Annotated in this window: 24 protein-coding genes; 14 read left to right on the top strand and 10 right to left on the bottom strand. The window is 55.7% G+C overall.

The features are described 5' to 3' along the window. Position 1: 1 nt before the first annotated feature. From OSB_RS08940 to OSB_RS08930, 3 genes are read left to right on the top strand one after another with little or no spacing between them, the layout of a single operon-like run. The gene (locus OSB_RS08940) at positions 2-955 is read left to right on the top strand and encodes an ABC transporter permease (RefSeq protein ID WP_049834665.1); all 954 of its coding nucleotides are present in this window, start codon (positions 2-4) and stop codon (positions 953-955) included. Beyond that, complete coding sequence (locus tag OSB_RS08935; RefSeq protein WP_049834664.1) at positions 948-1,889, top strand: iron chelate uptake ABC transporter family permease subunit; 942 nt, start codon at positions 948-950, stop codon at positions 1,887-1,889. The genes OSB_RS08940 and OSB_RS08935 overlap by 8 nt, the downstream gene beginning before the upstream one ends. After that, positions 1,886-2,638, top strand: coding sequence for an iron ABC transporter ATP-binding protein (locus tag OSB_RS08930; protein ID WP_049834663.1), 753 nt, complete (start codon positions 1,886-1,888; stop codon positions 2,636-2,638). Before OSB_RS08935 ends, OSB_RS08930 begins: the two co-directional genes overlap by 4 nt. Here the strand turns inward: OSB_RS08930 and OSB_RS08925 are convergent. From OSB_RS08925 to OSB_RS08910, 4 genes are read right to left on the bottom strand one after another with little or no spacing between them, the layout of a single operon-like run. Further along, positions 2,635-3,423 (bottom strand): heme ABC transporter ATP-binding protein, encoded by a 789-nt coding sequence (locus OSB_RS08925; RefSeq protein WP_049834662.1) that lies wholly within the window; start codon positions 3,421-3,423, stop codon positions 2,635-2,637. The genes OSB_RS08930 and OSB_RS08925 overlap by 4 nt on opposite strands. 3 nt (positions 3,424-3,426) lie before the next feature. Beyond that, complete coding sequence (locus OSB_RS08920; RefSeq protein WP_049834661.1) at positions 3,427-4,506, bottom strand: FecCD family ABC transporter permease; 1,080 nt, start codon at positions 4,504-4,506, stop codon at positions 3,427-3,429. Between the two features lie 3 nt (positions 4,507-4,509). Then, entirely contained in the window at positions 4,510-5,340 is an 831-nt protein-coding gene (locus OSB_RS08915; protein WP_049834660.1) for a heme/hemin ABC transporter substrate-binding protein, read from the bottom strand. A 3-nt stretch (positions 5,341-5,343) separates the two neighbouring features. Next, on the bottom strand, positions 5,344-6,390 hold the full coding sequence (locus OSB_RS08910) for a hemin-degrading factor (protein WP_049834659.1): 1,047 nt from the start codon (positions 6,388-6,390) through the stop codon (positions 5,344-5,346). A gap of 207 nt (positions 6,391-6,597) precedes the next feature. Between OSB_RS08910 and OSB_RS08905 the strand changes: the two genes are divergently transcribed. From OSB_RS08905 to OSB_RS08870, 8 genes are all read left to right on the top strand, one after another. Beyond that, a complete protein-coding gene (locus tag OSB_RS08905) occupies positions 6,598-8,631 on the top strand; it encodes a TonB-dependent receptor domain-containing protein (RefSeq protein WP_049834658.1) in 2,034 nt (677 codons plus the stop codon). Beyond that, positions 8,631-9,068 (top strand): hypothetical protein, encoded by a 438-nt coding sequence (locus OSB_RS08900; protein ID WP_049834657.1) that lies wholly within the window; start codon positions 8,631-8,633, stop codon positions 9,066-9,068. The genes OSB_RS08905 and OSB_RS08900 overlap by 1 nt, the downstream gene beginning before the upstream one ends. Then, a complete protein-coding gene (locus OSB_RS08895) occupies positions 9,065-9,679 on the top strand; it encodes a MotA/TolQ/ExbB proton channel family protein (RefSeq protein ID WP_049834656.1) in 615 nt (204 codons plus the stop codon). Before OSB_RS08900 ends, OSB_RS08895 begins: the two co-directional genes overlap by 4 nt. A 5-nt stretch (positions 9,680-9,684) precedes the next feature. Then, a complete protein-coding gene (locus OSB_RS08890) occupies positions 9,685-10,071 on the top strand; it encodes a biopolymer transporter ExbD (RefSeq protein ID WP_049834655.1) in 387 nt (128 codons plus the stop codon). A gap of 3 nt (positions 10,072-10,074) precedes the next feature. Next, positions 10,075-10,470 (top strand): ExbD/TolR family protein, encoded by a 396-nt coding sequence (locus OSB_RS08885; protein ID WP_049834654.1) that lies wholly within the window; start codon positions 10,075-10,077, stop codon positions 10,468-10,470. Beyond that, complete coding sequence (locus OSB_RS08880) at positions 10,467-11,414, top strand: energy transducer TonB family protein (RefSeq protein WP_049834653.1); 948 nt, start codon at positions 10,467-10,469, stop codon at positions 11,412-11,414. Before OSB_RS08885 ends, OSB_RS08880 begins: the two co-directional genes overlap by 4 nt. 142 nt (positions 11,415-11,556) lie before the next feature. After that, positions 11,557-12,168: a TonB-dependent receptor plug domain-containing protein gene (locus tag OSB_RS08875; protein WP_049834652.1), complete on the top strand. Its 612-nt coding sequence runs from the start codon at positions 11,557-11,559 to the stop codon at positions 12,166-12,168. Positions 12,169-12,300: 132 nt separating this feature from the next. Continuing rightward, positions 12,301-13,554, top strand: coding sequence for a porin family protein (locus OSB_RS08870; RefSeq protein ID WP_049834651.1), 1,254 nt, complete (start codon positions 12,301-12,303; stop codon positions 13,552-13,554). Positions 13,555-13,623: 69 nt separating this feature from the next. Here the strand turns inward: OSB_RS08870 and OSB_RS08865 are convergent, their stop codons facing one another. The 3 genes from OSB_RS08865 to OSB_RS08855 are packed head-to-tail and all read right to left on the bottom strand — an operon-like array spanning position 13,624 to position 15,443. After that, a complete protein-coding gene (locus tag OSB_RS08865; protein WP_049834650.1) occupies positions 13,624-14,418 on the bottom strand; it encodes a siderophore-interacting protein in 795 nt (264 codons plus the stop codon). Positions 14,419-14,445: 27 nt separating this feature from the next. Continuing rightward, positions 14,446-14,919 (bottom strand): hypothetical protein, encoded by a 474-nt coding sequence (locus OSB_RS08860; protein WP_143831233.1) that lies wholly within the window; start codon positions 14,917-14,919, stop codon positions 14,446-14,448. Beyond that, positions 14,919-15,443 carry a hypothetical protein gene (locus OSB_RS08855; RefSeq protein WP_143831230.1) on the bottom strand — a complete coding sequence of 175 codons (525 nt, stop codon included), beginning with the start codon at positions 15,441-15,443 and terminating at the stop codon, positions 14,919-14,921. Before OSB_RS08855 ends, OSB_RS08860 begins: the two co-directional genes overlap by 1 nt. A gap of 996 nt (positions 15,444-16,439) precedes the next feature. Between OSB_RS08855 and OSB_RS08850 the strand changes: the two genes are divergently transcribed. After that, a complete protein-coding gene (locus tag OSB_RS08850; protein WP_049834647.1) occupies positions 16,440-16,961 on the top strand; it encodes a winged helix DNA-binding protein in 522 nt (173 codons plus the stop codon). On the opposite strand, the gene OSB_RS08845 is transcribed toward OSB_RS08850, so the two are convergent. The 3 genes from OSB_RS08845 to OSB_RS08835 all read right to left on the bottom strand — a co-directional run bounded on the left by OSB_RS08845 (position 16,958) and on the right by OSB_RS08835 (position 19,815). Further along, positions 16,958-18,259: a TRAP transporter large permease gene (locus OSB_RS08845; RefSeq protein WP_049834646.1), complete on the bottom strand. Its 1,302-nt coding sequence runs from the start codon at positions 18,257-18,259 to the stop codon at positions 16,958-16,960. The genes OSB_RS08850 and OSB_RS08845 overlap by 4 nt on opposite strands. A 2-nt stretch (positions 18,260-18,261) precedes the next feature. Continuing rightward, positions 18,262-18,786: a TRAP transporter small permease gene (locus OSB_RS08840; protein ID WP_049834645.1), complete on the bottom strand. Its 525-nt coding sequence runs from the start codon at positions 18,784-18,786 to the stop codon at positions 18,262-18,264. Positions 18,787-18,855: 69 nt separating this feature from the next. Next, on the bottom strand, positions 18,856-19,815 hold the full coding sequence (locus OSB_RS08835) for a TRAP transporter substrate-binding protein (RefSeq protein ID WP_049834644.1): 960 nt from the start codon (positions 19,813-19,815) through the stop codon (positions 18,856-18,858). Positions 19,816-19,929: 114 nt separating this feature from the next. Here OSB_RS08835 and OSB_RS08830 point away from each other — a divergent pair, with 114 nt between their 5' ends. Next, the gene (locus OSB_RS08830; RefSeq protein ID WP_049834643.1) at positions 19,930-23,532 is read left to right on the top strand and encodes a hydantoinase B/oxoprolinase family protein; all 3,603 of its coding nucleotides are present in this window, start codon (positions 19,930-19,932) and stop codon (positions 23,530-23,532) included. Beyond that, on the top strand, positions 23,529-24,938 hold the full coding sequence (locus tag OSB_RS08825) for a Glu/Leu/Phe/Val family dehydrogenase (RefSeq protein ID WP_049834642.1): 1,410 nt from the start codon (positions 23,529-23,531) through the stop codon (positions 24,936-24,938). Before OSB_RS08830 ends, OSB_RS08825 begins: the two co-directional genes overlap by 4 nt. Positions 24,939-25,171: the final 233 nt, after the last annotated feature.

The raw sequence follows: 25,171 nt of genomic DNA, 5'->3' as shown, positions 1-25,171 counted from the left end.
GATGATCCGATGGTATTGGGCGGGCGTTCTTGCGCTCGCCCTCTTATCTTTTCTTTCGATCTTTGTGGGGGTGATTGATCTCTCCCTGCGTGGTCTTTGGCGCGACCCAGAGGCGTTGCGCTTGATCGGGATCAGCAGGTTTCCCCGGACCATCGCTGCCGTGATTGCGGGCGCTACATTGGCCATTGCGGGCTGCGTGATGCAGATGTTGGTGCGCAACAGGTTCGTTGAGCCGATGACCGCCGGAACAGGGCAGGGCGCGGCGTTGGGGATCTTGATTGTGACAATTTTTGCCCCGCAGGCTTCGATCTTTCTGAAAATGGTTCTGGCCTCAGGGACGGCGTTGGTGGCTAGCCTCGGGTTTCTGGAAATTGTGCGCCGCTTGCCGCCCACGCAGCCGCTCTTGGTGCCGCTGGTCGGGCTTGTCTATGGCGGGATCATCGGGGCGGGCGTCGTGTTTGTCGCTTATCAAGCCGATCTTCTGCAATTCATTTCCGTTTGGCTGAATGGTGAGTTTTCCGGCGTGTTGCGGGGCCGGTATGAGCTGCTTTGGTTGGCCGCGGCTGGAGCCGCGTTGACGTATTTTGCCGCTGATCAATTTGCCATCGTCGGCATGGGGCGGGCCGTCACGACGTCATTGGGGTTGAACTACAAACAGGTCGTGCTGGTTGGGTTGGTGGCAATTTCGCTCATCTCTTCGCTCACGGTTGTTACCGTGGGCATCATCCCGTTCGTTGGGCTTGTCGTGCCCAACATCATTTCGCGTCTGTTTGGTGATAACCTGCGCCAGACGCTGCCACTGGTGGCGATGATGGGGGCCGGGCTGACGCTGGCGTCTGATATCGCGGGGCGCTTGATCCGTTTCCCGTTTGAGGTTCCGGTGGGGACGGTGCTGGGCGTCGTGGGTGCGGTGATTTTCCTGCGGCTACTCTATCGGACGCCGCGATATGCGTAGGCGGCTGATCTGGTTGGCTGTGGCTTTGTGCCTGTGTTGCGTCGCTTATATGACCATCGGAGTGCGTGGCCCGCTCAGCTTTGTGATCCCGTTTCGCGGGACGAAACTTGCGGCGCTGATCCTTGTGGGCGTATCCATTTCAACATCCACGGTGCTGTTTCAAACGGTCTCCCAAAACCGGATTCTTACGCCATCGATCATGGGGTTTGATGCGCTTTATGTGATGATCCTGACGGGGGCTGTGTTTTTCCTCGGGGGGATGACTGTCGCGTTGGTGTCGGCCCATTTGGCCTTTGCCGTGACTGCCTGTGCCATGACACTGGCTGCTCTTTTGCTGTTTTCCACGCTATTGCAGTCAGTCCATAACAATCTGATGCGCATGATCCTGACGGGGATCGTTTTGGGGGCGTTGTTTCGCGCGCTCACGGATTTCATGCAGCGGCTGATCGACCCGAACGAATTTTCTGTGATCCAAGGCGCGTCCTTCGCGCGGTTCACCCAGATCGAGACCGACCTTTTGTTGCTTGCATCTGTCGTGTGCGGCGTCGCAGTGGTTCTTGCATGGCGCATGCGATTTGCGTTGGATGTGCTGACCCTAGGGCGCGAGGCGGCGGTAAACCTTGGGCTGGATTTGCAGCGGGTTCAGATGCAGGCGCTTATCCTGACGGCTGTACTGGTCGCCGTGTCAACAGCGCTGGTGGGGCCGGTGGCGTTCTTGGGGCTGCTGGTTGTGAGCCTCGCACGGCTGGCGACCCCGGTGGAACGCCACGGCGTCATATTCATCAGCGCGAGCCTAATTTCCGCAATCACATTGATCGGCGGGCAAACGGTTTTGGAGAGAGTGTTCCACCTGTCGACACCGCTGTCTGTGGTGATCGATTTGCTGGGTGGCGCGCTATTCTTGATCCTCCTTCTAAAAGGGCAACGCAGATGATTTCTATTCGCAACCTTTCCTATCAGATTGCCGGAACGTCCATCCTGACCGATATCTCGCTGGACTTACCAAAGGGCAAAATCTCGGCGTTGATCGGGCCGAACGGGGCAGGCAAATCAACGCTGTTGTCGCTGGTCGCGCGGTTGGAAAAGCTGCAAAGCGGGTCGGTGATGGTCGGGGATCTAGCTGTCGGGGCCTGTTCAAATCGGGAACTGGCCAAGCATCTTTCGATCCTGCCGCAGATGCCCGATCAGGTTCCCCGCCTGACTGTGCAGGACTTGGTATCCTTTGGACGCTACCCCTATCACCAAGGGCGCCCCACAGATGAGGATGACGCAGCGGTTGAGCACGCTTTGTCACTCTTCGGTTTGGCCGATTTGGCGCAGCGATCTGTCGATGAGCTTTCGGGCGGGCAGAGGCAACGTGCGCAGATTTCCATGACCTTTGCGCAAGATACCGAATACATGCTGCTGGATGAGCCGTTGAACAATCTTGATATCGCCGGCGCGCGGTCGTTGATGGCACTGCTGCGTGAATTGTCGGATATCCACGGCAAAACCATCGTCATCGTCTTGCATGACATCAATTACGCCAGCCGTTATGCCGATTGGTTAGTAGCCCTAAAAACCGGCCAGATCGCTGTAGAAGGCACACCTTCGCAAACGGTAACGCCCGCTTTGTTGCGTGACGTTTTTCAGACCGATGCGGACATACAGCACATTGATGGCGTGCCCATCGTGATGGTCTAAATCAGGTCTGCCATATGGGGCAGGACATAGGGCGCGTCTTGGGTGTGGAACGGAGTTGCATTCACGCGTACGCGACACCCGTATGCGCGCGATAGGTAGTCATCCGACAGAACGGCTTGCGCGTTTCCCTGAACGACATTGCGCCCGTCTTTCATCAGCAAGATGCTATCGGCGAACATGGACGTAAGGTTCAGGTCATGCATGACGGCGATCACCCCGCCACCGGCATCCGCAAAGCGCCGCGCGATTGTCATCACCTCAAGCTGGTGACCGATATCAAGCGCCGAAACCGGCTCATCCAAAAACAGCCAGGACGCTTGGCCATCTCGTGTTGGTTCCCAAACCTGCACCAAAACGCGCGCCAGTTGGCAGCGTTGTTGTTCACCGCCCGAAAGGCCGTGGTAAAGCCGCCCCTCGTAGCCCGCCAACCCCACATGGGCGAGGGCGCGTTGGGGTAGGGTGCCGTCTTGCGCACCAAGGCCCGCTGTCAGGCCAAGGCGCACGACCTCGAGAACCGTGAACGGAAACGCGAGGCCCGCGGCTTGTGGCAGAACGGCACGGCGCGCGGCAAGGGCAGGCGCGGGAATGGTTGTCACGTCCGTCCCGTCCAATGTCACTGAACCAAGATAGGGCAGGTCGCCCGTCATTGCCTTTAGAAGTGTCGTTTTGCCGGACCCGTTGGGGCCAACAATCGCGGTAAGCTGCCCAGCCTGCGCCTTAAAGTTGGCACCATGTAGGATCGGCGTTTTGCCAATCGAAAGGTCAATATTGGTCGCGTTGAGCATCAGTTACATATCCAGAATGCCGCGATTGCGCAGCAGTACATAAAGGAAGAACGGCCCGCCAATGGTGGCCGTGACAATTCCGATGGGCAGTTCGCTCGGTGCGACGATCGTGCGCGAGATCATGTCAGCGCCAAGCAAGAAGGCAGCGCCAAGGAGTGCGGAAGTGGGCAACAGGTAACGGTGGCTCGGCCCGATCGAGAGGCGCAGAAGATGCGGCACCACGATGCCGACAAACCCGATGCCACCCGATACAGCGACAGACGCGCCCGTCGCGCCCGCAACGGTCAGGATGGCGGTGTTTTTCATACGTTGAACAGGAATGCCAAGATGCCCAGCGGTGGCTTCCCCCAAGGTGAGGGCATCCAGCCCGCGAGCAAGGAATGGGGTCGTGACCAAGGCCAATATGATCAACGGCCCTGCAACCATCAGTTTTGTCCATGTGGCACCTGCTAGTGATCCCAAGCCCCAAAAGGTTAGGTCGCGCAGCTGATTGTCATCAGCAATGTAGACCATCACACCGGCAATCGCACCCGTCAGTGCGCCCAAGGCGATCCCCGCCAAAAGCATCACTGCGACAGATGTGCGTCCTTTTCGGGTTGCGACGCGGTACAGCAGGATCGTGGAGAGCCAGCCACCGAGGAACGCTGCGATTGGCACTGTATACATCCCCGTCAGTGCAGCGAATGCAGGGGGAAGAAGGCCGCCAAGGACAATCGCCATGATCGCGCCAAGGCCCGCGCCAGCGCTGACGCCCACCAGGCCCGGATCGGCGAGGGGGTTGCGGAACAACCCCTGCATGACCGCGCCAGACACCGCCAAAGACGCGCCAACCAAGGCCCCAAGAAGGGTGCGAGGTGCGCGAATATCAAACAGGATTACCTTTTCGCGCAGCCCGATTGGTTCGCCCGAGGCCCACGCAAAAAGAGCCTGAAGCAGGGACGTGCCCGATGCGCCGACCGTAAGGCTGGCGATAACCATCACCAGCAATAGAACGGCGCAGAAAACCAGCGCCATCATTGCGCGTGCGCTGCGATCCCCTGCTTGGGGCGGGACGGGAAGTATCCCTGCTTCAATCGCGGTCATGGCTTAACCCTCATCGTAAAGCGCTGAATGCAAAGCCTGTGCCGCTTCAGGCGTACGTGGCCCGAAGCCCAGTAGTAACAGACCGTTCATGCGAACGATGGACTGCGTTTGTGCTGCTGGTGTCGTCGAGATTGCGGGGTGAGCCCACAAATCTGCGTCTGCGGTGTTGTGGTCGCCTTCACGTGCCATCATCACGATCACGTCGGGGGCGGCCAGTGTAACGGCTTCATCGGTCAAAGGATTGTAGCCTTCAAACCCTGTGACCGCGTTTGTGCCTCCGGCCAGTGCGATTATACCGTCCGCTGCGGTGTTCGTGCCCGATGCCATGATCCGCCCTCCTTGGGTGGAGAGGATGAACATCACACGCGCAGGCGCGTCGACCGATGTTTCCAAGGCGGCAAGTTGTGCATCGATTTCTGCGGCCAGTTCTTCGCCTTTCTCGGGCACGCCAAGGGCCTGTGCAACGGCCTGAATTTTGGTTGCAACGGCTGGCCGATCAAATCCGTCCGGTATTGTGATGAAGGGGATGTTAGCGCCTTCCAAAACCTCGATCGTTTCAAGTGGGCCGCTGCCTGCTTCGGCGATGATCAGGGTCGGATCGACGGATAGGACCCCTTCAGGTGACAAGGCGCGCATGTAGCCCACATCGGGCAGCTCTTCGACCACGGCAGGGAAGCTGGAGGTTGTATCGCGCGCGATGAGGCGGTCTTCTTCGCCCAAGGCATAGACGATTTCGGTGATCGAACCGCCGATTGACAAGACACGTTCATCTGCGAAGGCAGTCGTCGAAAGAGCCGTGAACGCAAGGGCACTGGCAAGTATGCGAGCTTTCATGGCTTAAGCGTCCTCTAGGTGAAGTTGGGGGAGTTTTTTGATCAATTGTTTGAAAGCACCTGTGTGATCCACCACGTCCGTTTCCCGACGGCGACCGAACATTTGCAAGATCAACGCGCCGTCCTTGTCAAAACCTTCGATGGACACGGCCATGCCGCGTTTGGTCGGCTTTTCGACGGCCCAAACTTCGGCCACGTGATCTGTACGCAGGTGCAGGTTGAATTTAGGGTCCAGCACGTTTTGCCACGGACCCATCGGCTTAATGGTGTTGAGCGGGCCTGTGTGGATCTGGATGCAGCCGCGATTGCCGACGAACAACATGATTTCTGTGTCAGAGTCTCCCAAGGCCACAATCGCGTCATTCAACGCCCACGGGGCCAAGGGTTTGACGAAAGGCTTGCCCGCAATGCGATAGGCCCCCAAACGGTTCATCTTTAACTTAGACGTCAGCCCCATGAACTGGTGCGTGTCGGTCATGTTGGTCCATGCCGTGCGCAGTTCTTCTGCTTGTTTTGGGTCCGCCTTTGCGGCTTCTGCAGGCGCACGCTCTGCGAGGTCGAGCTTTTCGACCCGATCGCCTTTGGACAGCTGGTTCACCATAGTGTCCCATGCATCGATGTTTGTTTCATCACGCGCAAACACCTTGTGGACTGCATCACCGGCGGCATCGAAAAACTGAATCGAGCGCTGCGGACCCCGTTCGGTTTCTTTTGTTTGTGCAAACCCGTGTACCCAGTGCTTGCGGAAGATCCGCAAATCGATGTCTTCATTGATGACCATCGAAGCATGCGGCCCACCTCGGTAGTTTTCATAGACACCGTCTTTTTCGTGAACGGCGCTTTCATTTCGGGTCAATGCCATGACAGATCCTGCCGCATTCAATGCTGGCATAACGGCGTCCGGGTCGGGATTGATGGGGGTCGCACCTTGGGCTGCCAAAAGCGCGGCTTCGCCCGTCTTCAACGCGTCAGCCGCATCACGGGCGCGTTTTTTCGGATTGTCGATCAGGTATTCCCGAATCTCTTCGGGGGACGGGTAAGCCATCGTCATTTGTCAGTCCTCTAGGTTTTCTGTTTGGAACAAAGGGGGCTGGCACAGATGGCTGGCTGTAAGCGAAATTATTAACGCTTCGTTACTTGACTGTTTTAATCAGGTTATTTAGGAGCGGCAAGAGACTAAAATCAAAAACTCAGCAAGCCATCGAAAAACCTCGGCCAGCTAGGACGCAAAAGACGCCATTTCGGCCGAGGGAAAACGATGACAAATTTAAAGCGCGCCTTGCTGGGCGCAACGATGCTGAGCTCTGCAACATTGTTCACTGCGACATCTGCCACAGCGCAAGATTCCGTTGAAACACCACTGGGACGAATCGTGCTGGGCACGGGAACATCCGGTGTCGCGATTGATACGCCGCAAGCCGTGACCGTCGTAACGGAAGATGAAATCGACCGTGCGCAAGCCACCACAGTGGGTGAGCTGTTCGACCTTGTTCCTGGGGTCCAGCCCATCGGGTCTGGCCGTGTTGCGGGTGAATCCTTTAACATTCGTGGGGTCGGGGAACTGACTTCATCCGATGAATCGCGGATCATCATCACCGTTGATGGCGCGACGAAGTTCTACGAGCAGTATCGCCTCGGATCGTTCTTTTCTGATCCGGCGCTTTACCGTCAGGTCGAAGTGCTGCGCGGGCCTGCGTCTTCCACGCTATACGGTGCGGGGGCCTTGGGCGGCGTAATCAACTTTGAAACCAAAGATGCCTCCGACTTTTTAGGGGCAACCGATACGGCCGTCCGCACCCGCTTGAGCTACGGCAGCAATTCAGACGAGATCGCGACATCTGTGATCGTGGCGGAACGCGCGGGCGAGAACATGGAAAACCTGTTCGCGCTGAACTACCGCACCGCAGGCAATTACGTAGATGGTGACGGCAATGAGATTGCAGGCTCTGAGTTCGATGCCATCTCGGGCCTTGTGAAATCGCGGCTGACTTTTGGCGATGACAACGCCCAAGCCCTGACCGTTTCCTACACCCGTTGGAACAGCGATCTGGACGATACTGAATACTCACAAACCGGTACGCTTGGCTTTGGGACTGTAGACCGTGACATCACGGATCAGACACTCGCTATTCGTTACGAAAACTCTGTCCTCGGGAACAATCTTTATGACCTTGATGTGGTGCTGAGCTATTCGGACACAAACGTCATTCAGTCGGATTCCTCTCTGGGTATGTTTAGTCCGTCCAGCCTTTTCATGGACTCTGAATATGCCTACCAGACAACCAGCCTGAAGGTCGAAAACACCGCTGAATTCAGCGGTGGAAATTACGAAGCCTATGTGACAGCGGGCGTTCAATTGTCCCAACAGGAACGTGTTGCGGAAACCACCTCGGGCGTTATCGGGTTCCACCCCGAAGGCACCGACACGAAAGTCGGCGTTTACGCGCAGGGCGAGTTTATCTTTAACGACCGTTTGACTGTTGTTCCCGGTATCCGTGCTGACTTCATTTCGCTCGAGGCGGGGGACGGTCTGGCGTTCGCAGATTTCGAAGAGGTGGCCGTTTCCCCGAAACTCGCGGCGCATTATGAAATCAACGACACCTACGCGATCTTTGGTTCCGTCGCGCGCACGCAACGGGCCCCAACACTGGATGAGATTTTCTCATATGATGACAGTGATGGTGAAACATATAGCCCTGATCTGGTGTCCGAAACGGCAACCAGCGCAGAATTCGGAGCGAGTGCATCCTACTTCGGGGTATTCACAGCGGCGGATGCTTTGGACGTCAAAGCGACGCTCTTTTATTCCGAAGTCGATGACCTGATCGCCCGTGATAGCACGGCAGGCACGCCATACTATGAGAATGTTGATGCGGCGAAAATCTATGGTCTGGAAGTCGAAGCAGCCTATGAAGCGGACAATATGTTCGTGCGGGCGGCTTACTCTGACGTGCGCGGCGAAGATGAAGCCACAGGCGAGACATTGTCGTCGATCCCTGCCCGTAATCTTAGCCTGACTGTTGGTGGCCGTGACCAACAACGCGGCCTTGAATACGGTTGGCACGGTTCCTTCTATGACGACATCAGCTACGGCGTCGGGGATGATTATGACGGCTATGCGGTTCATGACCTATTCGTGGATTGGCAGCCGCAATCGGGCGCGCTCCAAGCGTACGAGGTTGGTTTCCGCGTCAATAATGTACTGGACACCCAGTATGAAAACCCGCTGGCGGGGGATGCAGGCGAAGGCCGGTCCTATGAAGTTAGCTTAACCCGAACATTCGAGTTTTAATGATGAAAACAAACCACACCGTTAAAGGTCTGGTGACGGCAACCGCATTCCTCGTGGTGCAGCCTTTACCGATCTTTGCTGAAGAGGGGGGCGCTGATGCGTCTCCCTCGATCAGCGTTGAGATGAACAGCACTTTGCAACTGGAGGGGGCCTGTCAGCTCACGTTTATGTTGACCAATGGCCTTGAGGCCGATGTCGACGCTTTGGTTTTTGAAACTGTGCTGCTGAACGCAGAAGGGGCCGTTGATCGGCTGACCCTGTTTGACATGCGCGATCTGCCAAGCGGCACGCCTCGTGTGCGGCAATTCAATGTGCCAGCTTTGGCATGTGACGATTTGGGACAGGTTCTGATCAATGGCGTCGCAGAGTGCGCGCCCGAAGGCTGTGCAGATGCGCTGACATATTCATCGCGGATTGATGTGGAGATTTTGGGGTGAACGTTTTTAATAAGATACAGGCGCAACTGCAATCCATTTACGACCTGGGTGGACCCGTTGTAATTTTGATGTTGGCACTGTCGGTGTTGTCCTTGGGCGTAATACTTTGGAAGGTCTGGCAGTTCTATCGACTGGGCGTAGGACGCAACGCCCAGATCACCAATGCCATCACCGAGTGGGATGCCGGCAATCAAGACATGGCCGAAACCGAATTGGCCAAAAGCCGGAATTCGCTGTCAAACGCGTTGCAAAGCCGACAGGTAAATGGCCCAAAGACGCGCATCGAAGCAAAAGCCAGCGCCCATATTGCAAAGCTCGAATCCGGTTTTCGCGTTTTGGATAGCATCGCGCAGATTGCTCCACTTCTGGGTCTGTTTGGGACCGTGTTGGGGATGATTGATGCCTTCCAAGCGTTGCAGCAGGCGGGCAATTCGGTTGATCCGTCGTTGTTGGCTGGTGGTATCTGGGTGGCGTTGCTGACCACTGCGGCAGGTCTGGCTGTTGCGATGCCGACATCGTTGGTACTGACGTTCTTTGACAGCCGCGTCGCCCGCGAACGGGTGCTGGCCGAAAGCGCGATCGAATCCAGATTTGCAGCGCGGGTGGCCTGATCCTGATGGCCCTTCGTATTACCTCCGTACGCCGTAAGTCGCTTTCGATGACATCGCTGATCGACGTTATCTTTCTACTTTTGTTGTTCTTTATGCTGAGTTCGACGTTCACGCGGTTCGCGGAGATCCCGCTGACGGGCGCATCGGCTGGGCGCGGTGGGACAACATCAGACACGCCGCCGCTGTTCTTGCGTTTGGATGAAAACAGCGTGGAGCTGAACGGGCAGGGCTATACCTTGGGCAGCGTGATCGAGCAGATCGACAGCCTCACGCCACCCGAAGGACAACAATTATTGATCGCGCCCCGTGATGCCGTCACGTCGCAGCGTTTGGTTGACCTGTTGGTGGTTCTTGCCGCGCGGCCTGATCTTTCAGTTGTGGTTTTGGAATAAGATATGGCCCTGACAAAACCCGCGCGTCGCGCTCAGTCAGAACCGACGATTGCACTGATCAATATCGTGTTTCTGATGCTCGTCTTTTTCATGATCGCAGGGGCTTTGGCGCCGACGTTAGATGATGAAACCAGCCTGATCGAAACCGCGGAACTGGAAGGCCGCGCACCACCTGATACCGTCGTTTTGCGCGCCGATGGCACGTTGTTTCTGCGCGGCGCGGAAGTGACGATTGATCAGGCTGTTGAGGCATCCTTGGATGGTCCGAACGGGGCAGATTTGCGTTTGGTCGCGGACCGCGCGGTGTCAGCCAGAACGCTCATGTCACGTGTTGCCGAACTGCGAGAGGCGGGCGCGGAATCGGTGTGGCTGGTGACAGAGCGAGGGTTGGAGCAATGAATGTTCGCGCGTCTGTTGTTGCGTTTTTGGCAGTCTCTGCCGTGGCTCACGGTGCGCTTGTTTGGGCGATGGCTTTGCCAGAAAATGCGCCCTCGGCGGCGGGGCCACCACCGGCTTTGACAGCGCAGGGCAACAGCTTTGCCGACATGGTTCAAGGTGTCGAGGCGTCAGAACCTGACACCTCGGCACCGTCTGAAATAACCGATCAGGCTGATGCGTCCCCCACGCCATTACCAACACCGACGGCCACCACGGCCGAAGTTGAGACTGCTGACGCGGGCCTGCAGTTGCAGCCCGAAGAATTGAGCGAAATGCTCGCCGATGTTGCCGCGGTCCCCGAAGCGGCGATAGCATCGGTTGCGCCAGCACCTGTAGTTGCTGTCCAACCTACCGAAATTGCGCGTGTTCAGCCGCAAGTCATCGAGGCCTTGCCTGATGTTGTGGTGAACGACGTCACATCCAATACCGTTCGACCTCCGCGCCGCCCCGCGAACTTGGGGCAAACGCCACCACCGCCGCCGCCACGTCAAACGCAACAGGCGCGCCAGACACCGGCGGCACCGCAGGGGAATTCGAACCAAGATACGCGGCGTGGCACACAGACGACGGCGCCACCCACCGCACAAGCCACGCCAAGCGGGCAGGGGCAACAGGTTGACCAGGCGGCAGTTGCAGCCGCAAGGCAGGCGGCGGCCAACTACGGGAACGTCGTTATGCGTCGCATTAGTCGCACCCGCCGAGAGAACACCAGATCGCGCGGCGTTGCGGTGGTCAGTTTTCGGGTTGGGGCATCTGGGCAGTTGGCATCAGTGGGGATTGGGCAAAGTTCAGGCGATGCGGAATTGGACAGAATTGCGGTCAATCACGTTCGACGGGCAGCCCCGTTTCCAGCCCCGCCCTCGGGCGCGCAAACGTCGTTTTCTATCCAGTTTCAGGGGCGCTGAAGGTGCTATTTGTAACGTGTTTGCAACAGTTTAGCATTCGTAGTTCAACTGCATTGCCCCTGCCCAAAACATCCACTTTAAGAGGGGCAATAGGCAGCAAGGTTCCCCCAGCCCCCTAGCAATTATTCTTGGGGGATATCCTATGAAATTTCTAAAACTATCGACCTGCATCGCACTGGGCATGGGCCCCGTGTCGGCATGGGCACAAGACCTGAACGCAAACGTTGACTTCGCCGACGAGCAAGTTTTCCTTGGCACGATCTTCGTTTCTGCGCCGCTGAACCCAGAAGCCGAAGACGGGGTTTCTATCACCAGTGAGGCGCTCGCGCTCAGTAATCCTGCTGACCTGTCCGAGTTGTTCGCAGCTGAACCAACTTTGTCTGTTGGTGGCGGCATTCCGATGGCGCAAAAACTGTATGTGAACGGGATCGAGGAAAACAACCTCGCGATCTCTATTGACGGTGCACGTCAAAACAACCGCATCTTCCACCACAATACGACGACACTGATCGATCCGTCCTTGCTGCAAGCCGTGCGCATCGATCCGGGTGTTGCGCCTGCAGACGCAGGCCCAGGTGCATTGGCCGGTGCGTTGGAATATGAAACCGTAGATGTCGAAGACCTTTTGGAAGACGGCGACAATTTCGGCGGGTCCTTCAAAACGGAATACGATTCCAATGGTGACGTGTTCACAAACAGTCTGACGACTTACGCTCGCGAAGGTCGTGTCGAAGCGCTTGCTTTTGCGCGTTAAGCAACCGGCAACGACCGGATCGATGGCGACGGTGAAACGATCCTAGGGTCCACAACAAACCTGACAAGCCTTCTGGGCAAAGTCGCCTATCAATCAGATGCGGGTGGCCGTTTCGAGTTCTCATTAGAGCAGGTGGCAGATGATGCTTTGCGCCCATATCGTTCGAATATTAGCGCGTTGGTTGGGGGGCGTCCTGTACCGGAAACGCGGTCCTACGATTTGACCCGCACCAACCTGAGCGTTGAGTACACCAGCGTTCAGCCAGCGGCGTCTTGGGACCCGACAGTCCGTCTTTCCTACAGTGGCACGACGTTGATCAACGATGAGTTGGATCTGAGCACCACAGCCTACAGCGAAGGCGAAACCACAAGCCTAAACGGTGAGATTTCAAACAAGTTCCAACTTGGGCTGGGTGAACTGAATGCCGGTCTCGATTTCTATTCGGACGAGACGCTCCTGAACTACGAAAACGCCACCACTCCGGCGTGGAATGACACAGCGGGCGAAGAGCTGACCAACGTCGGTGTCTTTGCGCAGCTGCGCATGGAGCCAACAACGAATACGCGTTTGTTTACCGGTTTGCGGGCGGATTTCCAAAACTTCACTGGCGTTGACGGCTCTGAGCAATCGACAAGCGGTCTGTCGTACAATGCCAGCGGTGAAGTGGATGTGTCCAATAGCCTAACACTGAGTGCAGGGTATTCCCATGTTTGGGGAGGTATCGAATTGGCAGAGAACTACATCCTGAACTCTGGATGGGATTACTCAACTGCCGATATCGAAGATGTCACCGCAGATAACGTCTATCTGGCGGCCAGCTTAGACACGGGTTGGGGGGTGATCGACGGAAAAGTGTTTTCAACGCAGATCGATAACTCCCGTGCCGCAACGTGGGGCGGCGGTCCTGCGCTGACTGCTGATGTCGAAGCGACAGGGTTCGAACTTGGTTTCTCGAGCGATTGGAACGGCGGGTTTGTCCGGATCGGATACGCAAACACGGACACCGAAGTGAACAGGTTGAATGCAGATTCATACACCGCAAACTACCTGACAATTCCACTGGGTGAACTTGTTACGTTGCAGGCGGCGCATCAGTTCAACAACGGTGTCATTGTAGGTGGCGATATCCAGCATGCGTTGGATTACACGTTGACCGACACGCTTTACAGCAGCTCGGTTGATATTGCCGGCTATACAGTCGTAAACACTTTCGTTGAGTACCGCCCTGACAATATCGACGGTCTAACGCTGCGTGCGGAGGTGAACAACCTGTTCGACAAATCCTACGTTGCGCGGGCGACCTACGGTCAGGATTTCGTAGGCGAAGTCGAACCCAATCAGGAAGAAGGCCGTTCATTTGGTCTGAGCGTCGAATACACGTTCTAAAACAAAGATCGGCGCCCACATGAATGTGGGCGCCGATACGCAACAGCAGAGCCGCTACTTTAGATAGTTTTAGGCACTAGCACGTGCCTCGACCTGTTTAACTTTTTGGTGTTCGTCTTCGATCAACCCGATTTTCCAATACCCAGAGATATACGCATCCCCTTTGGGCACGCCACGGCGGTTCACGATCTCATTGCGCAGGGCTTTGATCATGCCGCTTTCACCCGCGATGCAGGTTTGGACAGGTCCCGTAAATTCCGGCAATTGATTGATGCGGTCAATCGATTGCGAGACTGGCACATGCGGCTCTGGATGGATCAACCATTGCACATTTACGCCTTCAGGCGCGGAAATGTCCTGTTTGTCTTCGGGGGCTGTTATCTCCAGAAACGCGACGCCTTTGGCATCGCGCGGCATGGCTTCCAGCGTTGCCGCAGCAACGGGCAGGGCAGACATATCCGCAGCCACGATATAGGTATCGGCGTAAAAGTCTTTCAGCTTGATCGGGCCGGGGCCAGAAAACCCTGCGATGTCACTGGGGCCACAACGGCGGGCCCATGCGCTGGCGGGGCCACCGTCGCCGTGGTCAACGAAATCAATGTCGATTTCACCCACATGGTTGCGAATATGGCGGATGGTATAGGTGCGCATGTCCGGACGCGGGCCGTTTTCAAGCTCGGTGGTGAAGGTCGCATCCGTCTGGTCCGGCTTGGGCACATACAGCTTGAAATGTGCGCCCTCAATGCCTGTTTCTAAGGTCTTGATCCAATCCGCCGTGCAGGTGACGCGGATTATATTCTTTGTAATCCATGTCTTTGTAGTGACATGCATGATGCGTGGAACGCGCTTGGGTGGTGTCGCCATGAATTCTACCTTTGTTGTCGTGCTGGATTAACTTACGGCCCTTAGTTTCGGGGCTTGTGGGCGGCGGATCGATGTTGATGGCGACCCGAGTAAATGCGCGAGAGATAGCCCTGCCTTTACGGTTTCCGCGGTCACTCGATTTTTTGCCACCCGTGCGATCAGGTGTCGTGCTTGCGCAGTGTTATCGTCACACATTGCGGACAAGATGCTCATCAGTATTGCTTCGTCTTCCGTCAGGTTTTGACGCTCGTCTATGTCCAAAGGATCAAAGCCGTGTAAAGGCACGTTCCTGCAGGCAAGCAATGCCGACAAAAACACCTGACTGCGGTGCGCCATGGCAAGACCGAGGCCTTCGCCCCAACGTTGTTCAGCCAAACTAAATGCCATCCGCCAAGCCAGCGGGTTGTTGCCATGTAGGGCTGCCAAGTGATGGCGAAACACTGGAAGTAACGGTGCAATCTGGGGCGAGAGCTCTGATGTAGCCTTGGGGAAAGAAGACATCACATATATCTCCGTGCGATGTCGTCAGAGAACTTTGGGGCGCGGACTCCTGAAGACAAAAACGCGGCGATAAGTTCGTTCAACCGATCCATTGCATTGAGCGCCGGCACCACATCGTTACCTTCGCACAGCATGATCAATTCTATTTTTGCCTGACCCGTCGCGCCGGATCTGACACAGTCAAGCGCGGTCATGAACCTGCGTTCATGTTCAGTCACGAACTGGCAACACGATGGGCAAGTCGGGCTGTTAAAATTGAACAAAGAGCGGCGTGAAAGGCGGACCTTTTGCAAGGTTTCCAAAGTACGTGCCGCGACTTGAGGTCCGAAAATCTCGTCGAACGTTTCATCCGCACCGGACAGTGCAGCCATCCACGCCATTGATGGCGGATGCGCGACGCTTTGCATGTAGAGGCGCGCAATTTGTAAAATGGCGAGATAGCTAAATGGCATGTTCAGGTCAGATAAGTGACTGTCCTTTTCGCTCATCTTTCGCCCGCATTCGGCAACAGTTCGACTTTTCATAAGAAATCCCAATCGCTTACTGCAGGTTTTTTTAGCTGCAGGTGACACCAAAATTTGGGTCAAAGTTTTGATTGTTGCCGGGCGCAGAGTGCTAGGTGGCTTTTACCTGACAGATTTTATCAGGTAAGGGAAGGGGGAGTTGCTCCCGCGGATCGGAGTATTATTGAGCGCCTGACCGAAGGAGAATGAGGTATTTGGGCCATGACTGCCGGTGTCGACAAGGGCTTATATTGCCCGTTCAAGCGACAATGGATGGATCGGAGCAACTCACTTCGGTGATAGTGAACGCAAGCAGGAAGATTTGCAAAGCAACAAATCGGCAATCATTGACCATTCATTCACCGCGTAGCGAACGGCGGTTTAGGCCCAATTCACATTTGTCGCATCCAAAACAAACGGCAGCGCTGGGATGACCTTGAGGGCGAAGCAAGCTCCTTTGCATCAAAAGGGACTTTCGCTGCGGCCCAGAAATTGGTCACTTTGGGCTCGAAGCAGACCTTCGCTGCGTCCTGCACGAATGACCGGTTTACAGCTTTGGAACGAATTTCATGATATTTGCAACGAACACAGCCGATAATAAGAACAAGGCCCGAGGACTGGTGCGTAAATCCGGTGCAGAACTAACCTGACCCTCAACCGCCAAAACCTCGTGCTCGGCGGGGAGATCTGGAACTAGGTTTGTGTGATCGTTAGGGCAGGGAGGGAACTCCTCCATTGCAGTGCAGCATTCGTCACTTAGGGCGGAAAGCGGCCCTTCGCTGCGTATGCGAAACTTGGTTTCTTCGTATGAAGAAGCGGACGTTCGGTAGCACGCGACGTTTTCAACCGCAGCGAACGGCTGGTTTGAGTCCAATGTGACCGATGCTGCGATGCGTTCGAATGTCTGGTTTTCGCGCCGAACCTTTTTGCGACGTGATCATTTCTGAAAAGACAAATTGAATTCTTCATGTGCAAAACATACATTAAACACAAGCAAAACGTTGAGGAATTGTAGGTATGAACGAACATGACATCCCGAAGCGACGGATCGTTTCATCCCGCCACTTGGCGGACGGCACGAATTGGGAGTCGTCCGAAATCGAGTATGGAATGATTATCGCCTACAATGCCTTTTCACGTTGGATGACACGATGCATGTCAGCGGCAGGCAATACTGATCTGACACCGCTAGAAATCCTTGTCCTGCACAACACAAATCATCGCGGTCGCGATAAGCGGCTGACTGACATTTGTTTTCTGCTGAACATCGAGGACACGCATACAGTGAATTATGCGTTGCGTAAGTTGATGAAGATGGAACTACTCGTGTCGGAAAAGCGTGGGAAAGAAGTTTTTTACAGCGCCTCGCCTGCGGGGGAAAAATTGTGCGAAGCCTATCGAGAGGTGCGGGATCGTTGTTTCTTGGACGGGCTGTCACGGTTGGATATGACGGGCGAAGAAATGCGCGAGATCGCAGCGAGCATGCGCGCCCTGTCCGGCCAGTATGATCAGGCCAGCAGGGCGGCAGCATCGCTTTAACTTGCCATGTAAGTCGGCAGGAACGTCACGATCTGCGGAAACAAGCAGATCAGTAGAACGCCCAACAACAGCAACAGGAAGAACGGGAACGCAGCTTTGGCGATCCTGAGAATGTCGATACCCGTCAGCCCTTGGATGACGAACAGGTTGAACCCGACGGGCGGAGTGATTTGGCTCATTTCGACGACAATCACAAGATAGATTCCGAACCAGATCGGATCGATCCCCACGGCGCTGACCATGGGCATGATGATCGACGTTGTCAGTACGATGACCGAAATCCCATCCAGAAAACATCCAAGGATGATGAAGAAAATTGTCAAAGCAATGAGCAAAGCAGTGATCGACAGGTTCATGTCAGATATCCAGGCTGCAAGGTTTCGTGGCAGACCCGTGAACCCCATAGAAACTGACAAGAACGCCGCACCAAGTAAGATCAGGGCAATCATACAGGATGTGCGGGTGGCCGACATTACCGCCTCGCCAAACAGTTTCCAACTAAACCCGCCAGAGGTCCACGCAAGGACTGTTGCTAGCACGACTCCCAATGCCGCCGCATCCGTCGGCGAGGCAAGGCCCCCGTAGATTGACCCAATAACCCCTCCAATCAACAGCGCGACAGGGATCAACCTGCGCGAGGAACGGAACTTTTCGCGCAGAGAAAACGTCTCGTCAATTGCCGGGATCAAATCGGGGTTCATCCAAGCACGCACTGCAACATAGCTTGCGAACAGCGTCATGAGCATGATGCCTGGAATGATGGCGGCGATGAACAGGCGGGCGATAGATTGCTCGGTCGCGACGCCGTAGACGATCAAGATAATCGAGGGCGGAATGAGAAGGCCAAGCGTGGCTGATCCGGCAAGCGTGCCCAAAATCAGGCTTTCGGGGTATCCGCGTTTGGTCAGTTCTGGCACCGACATTCGGCCAATGGTCGCCGCCGTCGCCGCGGATGAGCCCGACACCGCCGCAAAGATCGCGCAGCCAAAGACGTTGACGTGCAGCAAACGGCCCGGTGCGCGGCTAAGCCACGGAACAAGGCCAGTAAACATATCGTCGCTCATGCGGGACCTGAGCAGGATTTCCCCCATCAAGATAAACAGCGGCAAAGCCGTCAATGCCCATGAGTGCGAATGCCCCCAAAATGTAGAGGCCAAGACCAACCCCGACGGGGCGTTCGAGAAAAACACGAGGCCCGTAAGACCAACGAGCGAAAGTGAAATGGCAACCCATACACCACTGGCCAACAGGGCCATTAGAAGCCCAAGAAGGACAAGGCCAATCATTGGATCTGACATGACTACACCTCCCCTGGGCTAGAAAGGATCGGTGCGCGGGCCGAAAGTAGGTCAAACAATGTATGAACAATGGCCACGAGCAGTAGCCCGATCCCAAATGCAGCAACACCTTGCGGTATCCAAAGCGGCACAGGGATAATCCCGTTTGACACATCCCCATAGTGAACGCTTTCCGCTACAAGTGCGCCCATGAAATAGGTTGCGTATCCGATCAAGGCGGTGGCGGTGATCAGAACGAAACACTCGGCGACGAACTGAGCCGACTTTGGCAGTCGTGACACCACTAGGTTGACCCGAATATGTCCACCTGCGCGTAGGGTGTGTGCCATCGCCAAGAACGTGGCCCCTGCTAACATGAAGCCGGAAAAATCTGCGTAGGATGGAATGGTTGAGGGTAAGATACCCGGCGCAAAACGCCCGAAGGCGTTCAGGCAAATCTGAGCTGAGATCAAAAGGCAGATGCACAGGATCAGCCCGCCTGACATCATACCGCATACGTCGTATAGTTTTTGGAGTAGGCGAGACATCGCAAAGCCGTCCTTTTTACAAGAAAAGAGGCCGACAGCTTACATGCTGCCGGCCAGTTCAGGGAGGATTTAATTGTTGTAGGCGCCGAGCACCGCACGTGCGCTGTCTGATGCGGCTGCATCCCATGTCCCGAGCATCGTCTCGCCGATACCTTGCAAGCCTTCAATCAAAGCCGAACTTGGTTCGTAGACGGTGATGCCGTTCTCAGCGAGGGCAGCTGTCATGCTCTCAGCCTCTGTAGCAGACATCTCCCAGCCGCGGGTTTCGGCGGCTTCGGCTGCGGCCAAAACGGCGGCCTGAGTGTCGGCATCCAAACCATCAAACATACGCTGGTTCACAACGACGATGTTCTTAGGCACCCAAGCGTTGATCGGTGTGTAGTGGGTCACGAAATCCCAAGCGGTTGAGTTCACGCCTGTCGACGGGGATGTAATCATCGCTTCAACTTGACCTGTCGCAAAGGCCTGCGGGATATTGGACGCCTCAATCTGGACAGGTGCGGCACCTGCCAGTGTTGCGAATTCTTCCAACGCGGCGTTGTACGCGCGGAAGCGCAACCCGTTCAGATCATCGACGGTTGCGACTTCACCGTTTGTATAGAGGCCCTGGGCTGGCCACGGCACGGAAAACAGCGGCAGCAAGCCTTGTTCGGCCAACAACTCGGATATGACGGGCTTTTGGGCGGCCCAAAGGCGCGCTGCATCCTCATAGCTGGTTGCAACAAAAGGCTGGCTGTCTACGCCGAACGCCAAATCTTCGTTTGACAGACGTGACAGAAAGAATTCGCCCAATGGCACAGAGCGATTGCGCACGGCACCTTTGATTTCGGCGTGCGGGAACAAAGAACCCGCAGAGTGCAGCGTGATATCAAGCGCACCGTCGGTTGCAGCGCGTACGTCATTTGCAAACTGGGCGATGTTCTGAGTATGGAATGTACTGTCGCCATACGGTGTCGACATGTCCCAGCTTTGCGCATGAACGGCCGTTGCACAGACAAGCGCCGCTGCGCCAAGAATAAAGTTTTTCATGTGGTCTCTCCCTATCAAGATCAAAATGGCGCGAATAAATTCGAATCCATTACGTTGACAATTTGTCAGCGTTATATCCATAAAGCAACAACAAATTGATTCTGGGAGAGCGATGTGGATTACGTGGACAATAAGAAGTGGCAGTTTTGGGTCGACCGTGGCGGCACCTTTACAGATATAGTGGCGCGCAAACCTGATGGCACGTTGCAGACCCACAAGCTTTTGTCGGATAATCCAGAAGTCTACCCCGACGCTGCCGTGCATGGCATCAAGTCGCTTCTGGGTGTCGAGCCCGGTGAAGACATCCCGCCCGATCAAATTTCTGCGTTGAAGATGGGCACGACTGTCGCAACCAACGCTTTGTTGGAACGAAAGGGCGAGCGCACGGTTTTGCTAATCACCAAAGGGCTACGCGATCTGTTGCGCATTGGGTATCAGAACCGCCCTGATCTTTTTGCTTTGAACATCAAGCTGCCGGAATTGCTCTATGAAGAGGTGATTGAGATTGACGAGCGGGTCGCAGCCGATGGGGAAATCATCACAGCCCTCGAAACAACAAAGGCGCGCGAAGCGTTGTCGCGTGCCTATGGAAAAGGTTACCGGTCTGTCGCAATCGCGCTGATGCACGGCTATAAATACACCGATCACGAGGTGCGTTTAGGCGAAATGGCACGGCAGTCGGGCTTTACGCAGGTCTCTCTTAGCCATGAGGCCAGCCCGTTGATCAAATTGGTGTCGCGCGGTGATACCGCTGTCGTAGATGCCTACCTATCCCCCATTTTACGCCGCTATATTGAACAAGTTGCGTCTGCCTTGAATGCCAAGGATGGCGGATGTGATAGCCTGATGTTCATGCAATCCAACGGCGGCTTGACGGATGCTGCGCGGTTCCAAGGTAAGGATGCGATCCTGTCCGGCCCTGCGGGTGGCGTTGTGGGTATGGTGCGCACAGCCGCCGACCTAGGGTTTGATCGCTTGATCGGTTTCGACATGGGCGGCACATCGACGGATGTCTGCCACTATGCGGGTGAATTTGAACGCTCGTTCGAGACTGAAGTGGCAGGTGTGCGGATGCGTGCGCCAATGATGTCGATCCATACGGTCGCCGCGGGTGGGGGATCAATTCTGTCTTATCGTGACGGGCGTATGCAGGTTGGCCCTGAAAGCGCAGGCGCTAATCCAGGCCCTGCTGCTTACCGCCGTGGTGGCCCGCTGACCGTGACCGACTGCAACGTGTTGCTGGGCAAGCTGCAGCCTTCCCAATTTCCTTCGGTTTTTGGGCCGGAGGCGGATCAACCGCTCGATGCGGATATCGTGCGTGAAAAATTCACTGCCTTGAAACACGAGATTGGCACGGACAAATCCATCGAGGACATCGCTGAAGGGTTCTTGCGCATTGCGGTCGAGAACATGGCCAATGCGATCAAACAGATCAGTGTGCAACGTGGTTATGACGTGACCCAATACACCATGAATTGCTTTGGTGGTGCGGGCGGGCAACACGCCTGTCTGGTCGCGGACACCTTGGGGATGGAAAGCATCTTTATCCATCCATTCGCGGGCGTTCTGTCTGCGTTTGGGATGGGGTTGGCAGATGTTAGATCGATCCATGAACACCAATTTGCCGGACCCATTGACGACACGACACGGGCTAAAATCGCCCTTGGCGACTTGATTGAAGCGACCCAATCGGACGTGCTGTCTCAGGGTATTGCCGACACAGATATCTCCACGGTCGTCGCCGCGCATATCCGTACCGACGGCGCGCATCAGACGTTGGAGGTGCCTTTCGGCACCCCGAGCGAGATGACCATTAGCTTTAATCAGGCGCATAAAACCCGCTTTGGTTTTGTGCCTGAGAACGCGACGTTGATCATCGATCTGCTTACAGCGGAGGCGATTGGCTCTACTGGCGAAACGGTGACCTTACCCGATACAGCCCACATTAATGTAGACGGTAAAACCGCCCGAATGTATGTCCACGGGACGTGGGTGGATGTACCCTTGGTCAATCGCGCGTGCCTTGCGGCTGGGGAAACCGTCAAAGGACCTGCGATTTTGACCGAACCAACGGGCACCAATATCATTGAGGATGGTTGGCAGGCTGAGTGCGCGGCGGGTGGCAACCTTGTGCTGCGTCGCATCGTGCCGCTGGATCGCGTTGAGGCCATCGGCACCACTGTTGATCCGGTCATGCTTGAGGTGTTCAACAACCTTTACATGTCCATTGCCGAACAGATGGGTGCGACCCTCGCGAACACCGCTTTTTCAGTGAATATCAAAGAACGCTTGGATTTCTCTTGTGCGATTTTCGACCATCACGGTGATCTGGTCGCTAACGCACCACATGTGCCGGTGCATCTGGGGTCCATGTCGGGCAGCGTACGTTCGATCCTGCGGCAGAATGCGGGCAAAATTCGCCCCGGCGATGTGTTCATGATGAACAACCCGTTCAATGGCGGCACCCACTTGCCCGATGTGACAGTCATCACGCCGGTTTTTGATGCCACTGGTGAACACATCATCTACACGGTGGCCTCTCGCGGGCACCACGCCGACATTGGTGGCACGACGCCAGGTTCCGCCCCCCCAGACAGTCGCCATATTGATGAAGAAGGCGTGTTGATCGACAACTTCCTGCTGGTCAAACAAGGCGTCCTGCAAGAGGCGCAAACCCGTGAGTTGTTGTCTTCCGCCAAATATCCGTGCCGCAATGTGGATCAGAACATGGCCGATTTGGCCGCGCAAATTGCCGCCAACGCAACGGGCGAGCGGGAATTGCAAAAGATCACCCGACAGTTCGGTTTAAACGTTGTGCATGCCTATATGGGCCATGTCCAAGACAACGCCGAAGAAAGCGTGCGCCGTGTTTTGGAGGTGCTGCATGATTGCGATTTCACCTATCCACTGGACAGCGGTGCTCAGATCAAAGTGAAGATCTCGGTCGACAAAAAAGCACGTACTGCTGACATTGATTTTACGGGTACGTCCAAACAAGATGAACTTAACTACAATGCACCTTTGTCCATCTGTCGCGCCGTGGTCTTGTATGTCTTCCGCACGCTCGTCGGGGCCAACATCCCCATGAACGAAGGCTGCATGAAGCCACTGCATCTAACTGTTCCCCAAGGATCCATGATCAACCCTGATGCGCCGGCTGCGGTTATTTCGGGCAACACTGAAGTCAGCCAAGCCATCGCAGACACTCTTTATGGTGCGCTTGGTGTCGTCGCGGGCAGCCAAGGGACGATGAACAACTTCGTCTATGGTAATGACGACGTCCAAAACTATGAAACGATTTGCGGCGGCACCGGTGCAGGCGATGGGTTCAATGGGGCCAGTGCTGTACACAGCCACATGACCAACACCCGCATGACGGACCCAGAAGTTCTGGAAACGCGTTTTCCCGTGCGCGTGGAGGAATTTTCAATCCGGCGCGGTTCTGGTGGTGATGGGGCGTTCAAAGGTGGTGACGGCATCATCCGCAAATTGCGGTTTATGGAACCGATGACCGTCACGACCCTGACATCACATCGCAAAACTGCGCCACATGGGGCATCAGGCGGGGCACCCGGCGCTACGGGCGAAAACTCTGTCGTTCGTGCGGATGGAACTCAGATCGCAATGCAGGGTAATGATGTCGCGCAGATGGATGTCGGTGATGTTTTTGTCCTCAAATCCCCCGGTGGTGGTGGTTATGGAAAGGCAAAATCATGAGCGCGGGGTTCCTGTCTGACGTAGAGGCGATGTACGACCGCGCAGCCGTAAATGTGGATATGCCAGATGGCTTGTCTGATAAAATTAAGGCCTGCAATGCAACCTATGTCACCCGCTTTGGTGTGCGTCTGCGCGGGCGGATGTTTACCTTTCGTGGATGGCGCGCCACGCATTCCACCCATAGCGGCCCTGCAAAGGGCGGGATTAGATACGCGCCCAACGTTGATCAAGATGAGGTCGAAGCATTGGCCGCGCTGATGAGTTATAAATGCGCCTTGCTCAACCTGCCGTTTGGCGGATCAAAGGGCGCATTGGAAATCACGCCGTCCGATTGGGAGCCGTTCGAGCTTGAGAAAATCACCCGCCGCTTCGCGCAAGAACTTATGCGCCACGGGTTTCTGGCCTCTGCCACCAATGTTCCGGCCCCTGACGTTGGCACCAATCAGCAAATGATGATGTGGATTGCAGATGAATATCGCCGCTACAAACCCGATGATATCAACGGAATGGGATGCGTTACAGGCAAACCGGTCGAAGGTGGCGGGATCGCTGGGCGAACGGAAGCCACAGGGCGCGGTGTGCAATACGCGATCCATGCGTTCTTTCAGTCTGAACGGGACAGACACGCTGCAGGATTTGAGAGCGACAAACTGGAGGGGCAGCGCGTTATCATACAGGGGTTGGGAAACGTCGGCTGCCACGCCGCGCAGTTTCTCAGCGTTGACGATGGGTGCAAGATTATCGCCGTGATTGAACATGACGGTGTGGTGCGCAACGCCGATGGCTTGGACATCGCGGCCCTCAAAGCGCATCAAATCGCGACGGGCAGCATCATGGGATTTGAGGGCGGAACATCTGACATGAACGGCGCTGCGGCATTGGAAGATGCCTGCGATATCCTGATCCCCGCGGCTTTGGAAAGCGTCATTCACGCGGACAACGCAGCAAGAATTCAAGCGCGGCTGGTGGTGGAAGCTGCGAACGGCCCCGTCACATATGCCGCTGATGAAATTCTCAGACAACGCGGCATCACGATCATACCTGATATGTTGGCCAATGCAGGGGGAGTGGTCGTCAGCTATTTTGAATGGGTTAAAAACCTCACCCACATGCCCTTTGGCTTGATGGAGCGTCGCCAGACCGACCGGGAGCATCGTATTCTCGCCCACTCGATGGAGAAAATGACAGGGCAATCTTTTCCGTCTGAACATAAGGGCGAATTTCTCGCCGAACGCGGCGAAATCGACCTTGTACGGTCGGGTTTGGCTGAAATGATGCATCAAGCGTTTGCCGAAGTGTCGGCACATGCGCACCAAAGCCGGGATGGTGCCGTGACATTACGAGACGCTGCATATGAGATTGCCATCAAACGTATTTCGGGGGCGTATCAAGCGATTGGCCTTTAACTCTGATGATATCAAACCGGACATTGGCGCGGCTGCAGCGAAAGCTAACTTTGTCCGCAGAGCAGACCTTCCGGTAGGCCAGACCGTTCGCAGTTGCAGCGAACGGCGGCTTTGAGCCCATAGCTACGCAGCGATTCCGTAATTTGCCAAATGCCAAAGTTGCCGTTAGCATTAACCTCTATTTTGGGGCGATCCGGCAATATTCTGCGGACGTGCAAGTATTTTAAAAGGAA

Source organism: Octadecabacter temperatus, assembly GCF_001187845.1.
GTDB classification, from domain to species: Bacteria; Pseudomonadota; Alphaproteobacteria; order Rhodobacterales; family Rhodobacteraceae; genus Octadecabacter; species Octadecabacter temperatus.
Note: the sequence above shows the minus strand (reverse complement) of the source record. Positions and strands in the feature narration are given on the sequence as shown.

Excerpts from the sequence above, each read along its gene's own strand:
- OSB_RS08940 (WP_049834665.1), top strand. The coding sequence starts at position 2 with ATGATCCGATGGTATTGGGCGGGCGTTCTTGCGCTCGCCCTCTTATCT.
- OSB_RS08935 (WP_049834664.1), top strand. The coding sequence starts at position 948 with ATGCGTAGGCGGCTGATCTGGTTGGCTGTGGCTTTGTGCCTGTGTTGC.
- OSB_RS08930 (WP_049834663.1), top strand. The coding sequence starts at position 1,886 with ATGATTTCTATTCGCAACCTTTCCTATCAGATTGCCGGAACGTCCATC.
- OSB_RS08925 (WP_049834662.1), bottom strand. The coding sequence starts at position 3,423 with ATGCTCAACGCGACCAATATTGACCTTTCGATTGGCAAAACGCCGATC.
- OSB_RS08920 (WP_049834661.1), bottom strand. The coding sequence starts at position 4,506 with ATGACCGCGATTGAAGCAGGGATACTTCCCGTCCCGCCCCAAGCAGGG.
- OSB_RS08915 (WP_049834660.1), bottom strand. The coding sequence starts at position 5,340 with ATGAAAGCTCGCATACTTGCCAGTGCCCTTGCGTTCACGGCTCTTTCG.
- OSB_RS08910 (WP_049834659.1), bottom strand. The coding sequence starts at position 6,390 with ATGACGATGGCTTACCCGTCCCCCGAAGAGATTCGGGAATACCTGATC.
- OSB_RS08905 (WP_049834658.1), top strand. The coding sequence starts at position 6,598 with ATGACAAATTTAAAGCGCGCCTTGCTGGGCGCAACGATGCTGAGCTCT.
- OSB_RS08900 (WP_049834657.1), top strand. The coding sequence starts at position 8,631 with ATGATGAAAACAAACCACACCGTTAAAGGTCTGGTGACGGCAACCGCA.
- OSB_RS08890 (WP_049834655.1), top strand. The coding sequence starts at position 9,685 with ATGGCCCTTCGTATTACCTCCGTACGCCGTAAGTCGCTTTCGATGACA.
- OSB_RS08885 (WP_049834654.1), top strand. The coding sequence starts at position 10,075 with ATGGCCCTGACAAAACCCGCGCGTCGCGCTCAGTCAGAACCGACGATT.
- OSB_RS08880 (WP_049834653.1), top strand. The coding sequence starts at position 10,467 with ATGAATGTTCGCGCGTCTGTTGTTGCGTTTTTGGCAGTCTCTGCCGTG.
- OSB_RS08875 (WP_049834652.1), top strand. The coding sequence starts at position 11,557 with ATGAAATTTCTAAAACTATCGACCTGCATCGCACTGGGCATGGGCCCC.
- OSB_RS08865 (WP_049834650.1), bottom strand. The coding sequence starts at position 14,418 with ATGGCGACACCACCCAAGCGCGTTCCACGCATCATGCATGTCACTACA.
- OSB_RS08860 (WP_143831233.1), bottom strand. The coding sequence starts at position 14,919 with ATGTCTTCTTTCCCCAAGGCTACATCAGAGCTCTCGCCCCAGATTGCA.
- OSB_RS08855 (WP_143831230.1), bottom strand. The coding sequence starts at position 15,443 with ATGAAAAGTCGAACTGTTGCCGAATGCGGGCGAAAGATGAGCGAAAAG.
- OSB_RS08850 (WP_049834647.1), top strand. The coding sequence starts at position 16,440 with ATGAACGAACATGACATCCCGAAGCGACGGATCGTTTCATCCCGCCAC.
- OSB_RS08845 (WP_049834646.1), bottom strand. The coding sequence starts at position 18,259 with ATGTCAGATCCAATGATTGGCCTTGTCCTTCTTGGGCTTCTAATGGCC.
- OSB_RS08840 (WP_049834645.1), bottom strand. The coding sequence starts at position 18,786 with ATGTCTCGCCTACTCCAAAAACTATACGACGTATGCGGTATGATGTCA.
- OSB_RS08835 (WP_049834644.1), bottom strand. The coding sequence starts at position 19,815 with ATGAAAAACTTTATTCTTGGCGCAGCGGCGCTTGTCTGTGCAACGGCC.
- OSB_RS08825 (WP_049834642.1), top strand. The coding sequence starts at position 23,529 with ATGAGCGCGGGGTTCCTGTCTGACGTAGAGGCGATGTACGACCGCGCA.